The organism is Arthrobacter sp. 2YAF22_2, assembly GCF_052114645.1.
In the GTDB taxonomy this organism is placed as follows: domain Bacteria; phylum Actinomycetota; class Actinomycetes; order Actinomycetales; family Micrococcaceae; genus Arthrobacter.
This window is the reverse complement of the sequence record NZ_JBFRFD010000090.1, coordinates 1-9,094: the sequence shown is the minus strand read 5'-3', so window position 1 is coordinate 9,094 and position 9,094 is coordinate 1. Positions and strand designations below refer to the sequence as shown.

At 68.0% G+C, this 9,094-nt stretch carries 7 protein-coding genes and 1 tRNA gene; 7 read left to right on the top strand and 1 reads right to left on the bottom strand.

The window, feature by feature from the left end:
- Positions 1 to 339, top strand: a 339-nt coding sequence (locus AB4Y86_RS05755; RefSeq protein WP_441400892.1) for an RrF2 family transcriptional regulator, incomplete at its 5' end; no start/stop codon positions are given.
- A gap of 151 nt (positions 340 to 490) precedes the next feature.
- On the top strand, positions 491 to 1,651 hold the full coding sequence (locus AB4Y86_RS05750) for a globin domain-containing protein (RefSeq protein ID WP_441400890.1): 1,161 nt from the start codon (positions 491 to 493) through the stop codon (positions 1,649 to 1,651).
- A gap of 134 nt (positions 1,652 to 1,785) precedes the next feature.
- On the opposite strand, the gene AB4Y86_RS05745 is transcribed toward AB4Y86_RS05750, so the two are convergent.
- Positions 1,786 to 3,618, bottom strand: coding sequence for a phosphoenolpyruvate carboxykinase (GTP) (locus AB4Y86_RS05745; RefSeq protein WP_441400888.1), 1,833 nt, complete (start codon positions 3,616 to 3,618; stop codon positions 1,786 to 1,788).
- A gap of 278 nt (positions 3,619 to 3,896) precedes the next feature.
- On the opposite strand from AB4Y86_RS05745, the gene AB4Y86_RS05740 reads away from it, so the two are divergent.
- From AB4Y86_RS05740 to AB4Y86_RS05720, 5 genes are all read left to right on the top strand, one after another.
- A tRNA-Arg gene (locus AB4Y86_RS05740) sits at positions 3,897 to 3,973 on the top strand.
- A 183-nt stretch (positions 3,974 to 4,156) separates the two neighbouring features.
- On the top strand, positions 4,157 to 5,614 hold the full coding sequence (locus tag AB4Y86_RS05735; protein WP_441400886.1) for a dihydrolipoyl dehydrogenase family protein: 1,458 nt from the start codon (positions 4,157 to 4,159) through the stop codon (positions 5,612 to 5,614).
- Between the two features lie 83 nt (positions 5,615 to 5,697).
- Positions 5,698 to 6,411: an ABC transporter ATP-binding protein gene (locus tag AB4Y86_RS05730; RefSeq protein ID WP_441400884.1), complete on the top strand. Its 714-nt coding sequence runs from the start codon at positions 5,698 to 5,700 to the stop codon at positions 6,409 to 6,411.
- Positions 6,408 to 8,453 (top strand): YhgE/Pip family protein, encoded by a 2,046-nt coding sequence (locus AB4Y86_RS05725; protein ID WP_441400883.1) that lies wholly within the window; start codon positions 6,408 to 6,410, stop codon positions 8,451 to 8,453. The genes AB4Y86_RS05730 and AB4Y86_RS05725 overlap by 4 nt, the downstream gene beginning before the upstream one ends.
- Complete coding sequence (locus AB4Y86_RS05720) at positions 8,450 to 9,091, top strand: TetR/AcrR family transcriptional regulator (protein ID WP_441400881.1); 642 nt, start codon at positions 8,450 to 8,452, stop codon at positions 9,089 to 9,091. The genes AB4Y86_RS05725 and AB4Y86_RS05720 overlap by 4 nt, the downstream gene beginning before the upstream one ends.
- Positions 9,092 to 9,094 lie beyond the last annotated feature (3 nt).

The window sequence follows — 9,094 nt, the reverse complement described above, 5'->3', positions numbered from 1 at the left end:
CCCTACAACCACGTCAGCAAGGCGATGGCGAAGCTGCGGGAACTGGGCCTGATCGACGTCGTGCGCGGCCGCAACGGGGGCTCCCGGCTCAGCGGCGCGGGCCGCACCGCCACGGTGGGGCAGCTGTTGCGAACGCTGGACACCCGAACCGACCCGGCCGACTGCGTCGCCGCCGGCGGCAGTTGCCCGCTGATCAACGAGTGCCGGCTCCGCGGGGCCCTGGGCCGTGCCCGCGAGGCGTTTTACCGTGAGCTTGACGACATTGTCGTCGCGTCGCTGCCCACCTCGCGGCAGATGAATCCCGTCTTTCAGGCGATCGGCCTGCGCCCCGGCCTGTAGCGGCCACAACCTGCCAGCGCGATGCCCCGTCACCGATTTGCGCAGCTTTTCTACGAAGTGTAGAACTGAGGCATAAATACTCGTATTTCAAATGCAAGTATTTCGGAACGGTCCGGTTGAAGACCCCGGACCTCTATCTCAGGAGTCAGCAATGCTCTCGGACAAGTCCTTCCCCGTCATCGAGGCCACCCTGCCGCTGGTCGGATCCCGGATCGGCGAGATCACCCCCAAGTTTTATGCCCGGCTCTTCGCCGCCCACCCCGAACTGCTGGACGGGCTCTTCAGCCGGTCCAACCAGCGCAACGGCAACCAGCAGCAGGCCCTGGCCGGGAGCATCGCCGCTTTCGCCAGCCACCTCGTGAGCCACCCGGGGACCCTGCCGGAAACCGTGCTTTCACGCATCGCCCACCGCCACGCCTCGCTCGGCATCACCGAACCGCAGTACCAGGTGGTCTACGAGCACCTGTTCGCGGCCATTGCCGAGGACCTGGCCGAGGTCATCACCCCGGAAATCGCCGAAGCGTGGACCGAGGTTTATTGGCTGATGGCCGACGCGCTGATCAAGCTCGAGAAGGGCCTCTACGCCGCACAGGCCAACGGCAAGATGTGGACGCCCTGGAAAGTGGCAGCCAAGACCCCGGCCGGTACCGGCTCCATGACCTTCACCCTGGAACCGGGCGACGACACCCCAATCACCCCCGCGCTTCCGGGTCAATACGTCAGCGTCAAGGTCACCCTCCCGGACGGCCTCCGCCAGGTCCGCCAGTACTCGCTGTCCGGCGACGCCGGCACCAGCCGCAGCTTCACCACCAAGAAAGACGACGGCGGCGAAGTCTCCCCCGTGCTGCACAACACCGTGGAGGTCGGCGACATCCTCGAAATCTCCAACCCGTACGGCGAAATCACGCTCAAGGAGGGCGACGGCCCCGTAGTCCTGGCCTCGGCCGGCATCGGCTGCACGCCCACCGCGTCCATTCTGCGCTCCCTCGCCGAGTCCGGCTCGGACCGACAGGTCCTGGTCCTGCACGCGGAAAGCAGCCTGGACAGCTGGGCCCTGCGCGACCAGATGACGGACGACGTCGAGCGCCTCGAGGGCGCCGAACTCCAGCTCTGGCTGGAGCAGCCCGTGGCCGGAACCAAGGAGGGCTTCATGTCGCTGCGCGAAGTGGACCTCCCGGCCAACGCCTCGCTGTACCTGTGCGGCCCGCTGCCGTTCATGAAGAACATCCGCAACGAAGCCATCAACGCCGGCATCCCGGCCACCAAGATCCACTACGAGGTCTTCGGCCCGGACATCTGGCTCGCTAACTGACCTGGGCATCCATTGCTCCGCAGGAGCCCTTATCAGGGTTCAAAAGGCCACTTGCGGAGCAATCGGTGAGACAACGACGGCGGCCCCGCACCTTGCGAAGGTTGCGCGGCCGCCGTCGTTCGTTCAGCCGCAGACTAGTGCGTGGCCATCCGTTCCTTCAGGCTTTCCAGCTCGGAGCGCAGCGCGTCCGGCAGCGAGTCGCCGAACTTCGCGTACCACTCCTCGATGGAGGCCAGCTCGGTGTCCCATTCCGCGCGGTCCACGCGCACGGCGTCCTCCACGTGGGCGTGGGTCAGGTCCAGGCCGGTCAGGTCCAGCGAGTGCCCGGCCGGCACGAAACCGATGGGGGTCTCGATGGCGTCTGCCTTGCCCTCGATGCGCTCGATGGCCCACTTGAGGACACGGGCGTTGTCACCGAAGCCGGGCCACGCGAAACCGCCGTCGGCAGTGCGGCGGAACCAGTTGACCAGGAAGATGTGCGGCAGCCGCTCAGGGTTGGCCTTACCGGAGACGCTGATCCAGTGCTTCAGGTAGTCGCCGGCGTCGTAGCCGATAAAGGGCAACATGGCCATCGGGTCGCGCCGCAGCACGCCGACCTGGCCGGCAGCCGCGGCGGTGGTCTCCGAGGAAAGCGTGGAGCCCATGAAGATGCCGTTGGTCCAGCTACGGGCCTGAGTGACCAGCGGAACCGTGGTCTTGCGCCTACCGCCGAAGAGGATCGCGGAAAGCTCCACGCCCTCGGGACTGAAGTATTCCTCGGCGAGCATATCGACCTGGGAGATCGGGGTGCAGAAGCGGGAGTTGGGGTGCGCGGCAGGCTTGTCCGACGCTGGCGTCCAGTCGTTGCCCTGCCAGTCGGTCAGGTGCGCCGGGACCTCGTCGGTCATGCCCTCCCACCACACGCCGCCGTCGTCCGTGAGGGCGACGTTCGTGAAGATGCTGTGTCCCTTGGCGATGGCACGCATCGCGTTCGGGTTGGTACCCCACCCGGTGCCCGGGGCGACGCCGAAGAGGCCGGCCTCCGGGTTGGTGGCGCGCAGTTCCCCTTCCTTGCCGATCCGCATCCAGGTGATGTCGTCTCCGAGGGTCTCGACGTTCCAGCCCTCGATCGTGGGATCGAGCAGGGCGAGGTTGGTCTTGCCACACGCGGAGGGGAAGGCCGCGGAAATGTAGTAGTTCTTCTTCTCCGGCGAGGTCAGCTTCAGGATGAGCATGTGCTCGGCCAGCCAGCCCTCGTCGCGGGCCATCACGGAGGCGATGCGCAGGGCGTAGCACTTCTTTCCGAGCAGGGCGTTGCCGCCGTAGCCGGAGCCGAAGGACCAGATGGACCGCTCTTCGGGGAAGTGCACAATCCACTTGTCCGGGTTGCACGGCCAGGCGACGTCAGCCTGGCCGGGGGCCAGCGGCGCGCCCAGGGAATGCAGGGCCGGAACGTAGAAGGCGTTGGTGGCGGTGATCTTGTCCAAGACTTCGCTGCCGATGGTGGCCATGATGCGCATGGAAGCCACCACGTAGGCGCTGTCCGTGATCTCTACGCCGAACTTCGGGTCCTCTGCATCAAGGTGGCCCATGACGAACGGGATGACGTACATGGTGCGGCCGCGCATGGAGCCGCTGAACAGTCCGCGCAGCTTCTCCTTCATCTCCGCCGGGGCCATCCAGTTGTTAGTGAAGCCTGCGTCGCGCTCGTTCTCGGAGCAGATGAAGGTCTGCTCTTCGACGCGGGCGACGTCGGCTGGGTCCGAGAACGCCGCGAAGGACTTCGGGAACAGCTTCTCGTTCAACCGGGTCAGGGTGCCGGCCGCCACGAGTTCATCCGTGAGCCGGGTATTTTCCTCTTCCGAACCATCAACCCAGTGGATCCGGTCCGGCTGGGTCAGTTCAGCTACCTCTTCGACCCACGCCAGCAGTCCAGCATGAGTGGTGGGTGCTTTCTCAAGCAGCGGCAGTCGCGCCAGATCGCCCATTACGGTTCCCTTCCTCGGGTTCAGTGGTGTGTCCTAAATGCTAGGTCTCGCGGAGGCTTCATTTTCAGGACCAAATGCGGGTTGACTGCGCGACCGGAATCTAAAAACCCCGGAAATTCAAGGTTTCGTAACTTCGGCGACTGGATAAACTGTGATTAAGGTCACGTAGACCGGTCTAGTCGGGCAGATTACACGGCTGCGGATTTGGAACAACGGGCCGACCTCGCGTAAAGTAATTCGAGGTTCGGGGAGCGAGAAGTTCCCAAAGAGCCGCGAATGCGCCCATAGCTCAGCTGGATAGAGCGTCTGTCTACGGAACAGAAGGCCGGGGGTTCGAATCCCTCTGGGCGCACCAAAGAGCAGTAAACGAAGATCCGCACCGGCCCGGCCGGTGCGGATTTTTTGTTTCCCGGCCGTATCCCGTTTCGCCGGCCGCTGCCGCCGGTTCCTTCCTTCCAATCCGCGACGGCGCCGCGGCGCTTGCCGCCGCAGTGCCAGCCCCCGCGGTGCCGATTTCCGGCAGGGTTAGGCTGTTGCCATGACGGCACAGATTGAGCGTGAATTCGATGTCATCGTGATCGGGGCCGGCGCGGTGGGCGAGAACGTCGCCGAGCGTGTGGTGCGGGGCGGGCTCAGCGTCGTCCTGGTGGAGGCGGAATTGGTGGGCGGCGAGTGCTCCTACTGGGCCTGCATGCCCTCGAAAGCCCTGCTCCGGCCCGGCACAGCACTGCACGGCGCCCAGACCGTGCCCGGCGCCGAGGAAGCAGTCACCGGGACACTCGACACCGCAGCCGTCCTGAAGCGGCGGGACTATTTCACTTCCAACTGGCAGGACGACAGCCAGGTCAAATGGGTGGAGGACACCGGGATCGACCTGATCCGCGGCCACGGCTGGATCACCGGCCCCCGCCGCGCGGAGGTCGCCGGTCTGGACGGCAACAACTACGTGCTGGCGGCACGCCACGCCGTCGTCCTGGCCACAGGGTCACGCCCGAGCATCCCGCCGCTGGAGGGCCTCGACGACGTCGACTTCTGGACCACCCGCGAGGCCACGTCGGCCCGGGAGATCCCGCCGCGGCTCGGCGTGCTCGGTGGCGGGGTGGCCGGCACCGAACTCGCTCAGGCCTTCGCCCGGCTCGGGGCCGCCGTGACGCTGGTGGCCCGCCGCGGGCTGCTCGGCGCGTTCCCGGCACCGGCGGCCGAGCTGGTCCAGGCCGGGCTGCGCGCCGACGGTGTCGAATTCCACCTCCACACCGGCACCAAAAGCGTGCAGGAGAACGACGACGGCTCGCTCACACTGGCTCTTGACGGCGGCGGCAGCATCACGGTGGACAAGCTGCTGGTCGCCACCGGCAGGCACCCCGCACTGGAAGGAATCGGACTCGAGAGCGTGGGCCTGGCCGCCGAAGAGGGAAAGGCACTGCGGCTCCGGACGGACGCGAGCGGCCTGGTCCTGGGAGCGGCAGAGAACGACGGCGCCCCGTGGCTCTACGCCGTCGGTGACGCCGCGGGCAAGGTGCTGCTGACCCACCAGGGCAAATACGAGGCCCGGGCCACCGGCGACGCGATTGCCGCCCGCGCCAGCGGCACCCTGAACGGCGAGCCGGCGCCGTGGAGCAGCTACGCCCACACCGCGGACGAGCACGCCGTGCCCAATGTGGTCTTCACCGACCCCGAGCTGGCAAACGTGGGCCGCAGCCTGGCCCAGGCCGAGAAGGACGGCTACCGGGCCTCCACCGTCGAGCTTCCCATTCAGGTGGCGGGGTCCTCGCTGCATTCCGAGCATTACAAGGGCTGGGCCCAGCTGGTGGTGGACGAGGACCGCAAGGTACTGCTGGGGGCGACTTTTGCGGGTCCCGACGTTGCCGAGCTGCTGCACGCGGCGACGGTCGCCGTCGTCGGCGAAGTCCCGCTGGACCGGCTCTGGCACGCCGTTCCGTCCTACCCCACGATCAGCGAGGTGTGGCTGCGGCTACTGGAGGAATACGGGCTCTAGGGGCCACCCCCCCCCGCACTTATTTGAACTGACCAGTCAGTTCAGTTAGCCTTGAAGCAGATCATTTCTGCGAAAGGCACCTCTTGCTCCGCGTTCAACAGCTCCACGTGAAGGGCCGGCGGGACTTCCTGCTCCCGCCCACCTCGCTGCAGGCCGCCCGGGGCGAGCTGCTGCTTGTCACCGGCAACCGCCAGGACCAGCGCACCGCGCTGGCACTGACCTTGAGCGGCCGGATGAAGGCCTCCGCCGGCACCGTCGAGTGGGACGGCGCCACCCGGATCAAGCACCTCCGGCAGGCGAGCGCCGTCGTCGACGCGCCCGGCGTGAACGAGCCGGAACAGCACCTGAGCGTCCGGGACCTGGTCACCGAGGACCTCGCCCTGATTCCCCGCCGCTTCCGGGGCGCGCTGCTCAGCACGCCCTGGCTCAAGGTCAACCGCTTCGAGGACATTGCCGGGCGCTGGGTCGAGGACCTGCCCGCGGACCGGCGCCTGGAGCTCCTGACAGCCCTGGCCCTCGCCAATCCGCGCACCGACCTGCTGGTGGTGGACTCGCCCGACCGTCACAGCGCCGATCCGGCCGACTGGCTGCCGCGCCTGCAGGAGCTGGCGTACGACGGCGGGCGGCCGCTCGCCGTCGTCGCCACCGTTGGCGCCGTGCCGCCGGGCTGGACCGGTCCAGTCGCGGACATCGGCAACGCCGTCCCGGCACCGGCGGCCACAGGCACTCCGGAGGCCCCGGAGGCAACGCCGGCCACGGCTAGCCACCTTCACTTCGAAACCGAGGACGCCCGATGACCGTGTTGCGGCTGGCCCGCTCAGAACTCAAGCGAATGACCGGCGGCCTGCTGCCGAAGCTGACCATCATTGCGCTGACGCTCGTCCCGTTGCTCTACGGCGCGGTGTATCTGTACGCGAACTGGGATCCTTACGGCAGGCTGGACCAGATCGACGCCGCCCTGGTGGTTGAGGACACCGGCGCCGGCGCGGCCGACGGCACCCGGCTGGAGGCCGGCCGCAAGGTCGCCGACAGCCTCGTGGCAGGCCACGTCTTCAACTGGCAGGCCGTCGCCAGCGCGGAGGCCGCGGACGAGGGCGTGAGCAGCGGCAAGTACGCGTTCGCGTTGAAGATCCCCAAGGATTTCTCCGCCAACCTGGCGTCGCCCGGCAACTTCGACGCCGCCAACCAGGCCATGCTGAACGTCACCACCAACGACGCCAACAACTACCTGCTGAGCACGATCGTGGACAAGCTCACCACCGCCGTCCACAGCACGGTCGCGAAGGAGGTGGGCGAGGAAACCGCCAACCAGCTTCTCACCGGCTTCGGCACCATCCATTCCCAGATGCTCAAGGCCTCCGACGGTGCCCGGGACCTTTCCGGAGGGGTGTCGTCGCTCCACGACGGCGCGGTCACTTTGCATCAGGGCACCTCCGGGCTCAAGAGCGGCGCCGGTGAACTGGTGGCCGGCCAGCGCAAGCTCGTCGACGGCGCGAACGCGGTAAGCGGCGGAGCCGGACAGCTCGCCGCGGGGCTGGGCCAGCTCAAGGACAAGACCGCCGCGCTGCCCGCTGATTCACAGCGCCTGGCCGACGGTGCCGCCCAGGTGGCGGCCGGCAACGCCGCGTTGAACGCCAAGCTGCAGGGCATGGCGGGGCAGTTGGCATCCGCGGAACAGGCCGCAGCACAGGCCCAGCGCAGCCGGGTGGTGGCCTCCAACGGCCGGCTGCTGGCGGCCGGGGCGATCACCCAGACGCAGGCTGACGCCATCCTCGCCGACTACGACTCCGCCGCTGCGGCCCCGCCCACCGGGACGGCGGCTGCCCTCAAGGGCGCCGCGGCCCAGGTCCAGCAACTCGCGGACGGCTCGGCCGCCGTCAGCGCGGGGGCCGCGCAGCTGGCCGGGGCGGCCCCTGCCCTCAGCGGCGCCGTTGGGCAAGCCTCCACCGGCGCGGACCGGCTCGCTGCCGGCACCGCGGACCTGGCCGCCGGCCAGCAGAACGCCCTGGCCGGGGCGGAGAAACTCGCCCAGGGCGCGCAACAGCTCGACGACGGCGCGGCGCAGCTGGAGAGCGGCGCGGCCAAGGCATCCGACGGCGCCGGCACCCTCGCCGACGAACTCGCCAAGGGCGCCGGCAAGGTCCCCAACCCGGACGACGCGCAGAAGAACAGCGTCGCCAAGGTCATGGCCGACCCGGTCGCCGTCAGCAACGTCTCGCAGGCCAAGGCCGGTTCCTACGGCGCCGGGCTGGCGCCGTTCTTCCTCACCCTGGCGCTGTGGATCGGTGTCTTCATGCTGGTTCAGGCCATGCGTCCGGTCACCCAGCGAGCCCTGGCGTCCAACGCGCCGACGTGGAAGATCGCCGTCGGCGGCTGGCTGCCCTTCCTGGCCGTCGCCGCGGTGCAGGCCAGCCTGCTGACCCTCGTGGTGGACGTCGGGCTCGGCCTCAACCCCGCCCACCCGGTGCTGATGTGGGTTCTGATGCTCGCGGCCGCCATGGCGTTCAGCGCGATCATCCAGGGCGTCGTGGCGCTGCTCGGCTCGCCCGGCAAGCTGCTGGTGCTGATCCTGCTGGTCCTGCAGCTGGTCTCCTCGGGCGGCACTTTCCCCTGGCAGACCACGCCGGAGCCGCTGCACGTGGTGCACCAACTCCTGCCGATGGGCTATGTGGTCAACGGCATGCGGCACCTGATCTACGGGGCCGAGCTGGACAGCATCCTGCCCGTCATGCTGGGCATGGTTGGCTACACTTTGCTGGGACTGGCAATGTCCGCCGTCGCCGTCCGGAAGCACAAGTTCTGGACCCTCAAGACCCTGAAGCCGGAGATCGCCGTATGAGCACCACGCCACACGCGGCCGCGGCGCCTGACGCCGAGGGAGCCAAGAAACTCCGGCCCGGGCGCACCAACGCGACCAAACAGAAGTTGTTCGACGCGTCGATGGAGCTGATCGGCGAGCGCGGGGCCGCGGGCGTGACGGTTGACGAGATTGCGGCAGCCGCCGGCGTCTCCAAGGGCACGGTGTATTACAACTTCGGCAGCAAGTCTGATCTGATCGCCCAGCTGCTCCGGCACGGGGTGGACATCCTCATGGCGCGGCTGCTCAGCGTTAGGGACGAATCCGCGGACCCGCTGCGGGCGATGGACGAAATGATCGGCCAGGCCATGGACTTCATGGCGGAGTACCCCTCCTTCGCGAGGTTGTGGATGAGCGAGAGCTGGCGGACGCCGAGTGAGTGGCAGGATACCTTCGCCGAGCTTCGAGGCCCGCTCCTCGGAGTGATTGGCGCGGCGATTGAGGCCGTGGCGGCCAAGTACCCCGTGGACCCGGACCTGTCCCGCGGCAGCCTGGAGACCGCTGTCTTCGGTGCCTGTTTTGTCGTGGGCCTGGACCGCAAGACGTACCACCCAGAGCGGACCCGGGCGCAAAGCGTCGCCGCCATCATGGCGATCATGCGTGGCTACGTGGTGAAGTAGCCC

Bases quoted from the DNA above. Each gene is read 5' to 3' on its own strand.
- AB4Y86_RS05750 (WP_441400890.1), top strand. From the start codon at position 491: ATGCTCTCGGACAAGTCCTTCCCCGTCATCGAGGCCACCCTGCCGCTG.
- AB4Y86_RS05735 (WP_441400886.1), top strand. From the start codon at position 4,157: ATGACGGCACAGATTGAGCGTGAATTCGATGTCATCGTGATCGGGGCC.
- AB4Y86_RS05745 (WP_441400888.1), bottom strand. From the start codon at position 3,618: ATGGGCGATCTGGCGCGACTGCCGCTGCTTGAGAAAGCACCCACCACT.
- AB4Y86_RS05720 (WP_441400881.1), top strand. From the start codon at position 8,450: ATGAGCACCACGCCACACGCGGCCGCGGCGCCTGACGCCGAGGGAGCC.
- AB4Y86_RS05725 (WP_441400883.1), top strand. From the start codon at position 6,408: ATGACCGTGTTGCGGCTGGCCCGCTCAGAACTCAAGCGAATGACCGGC.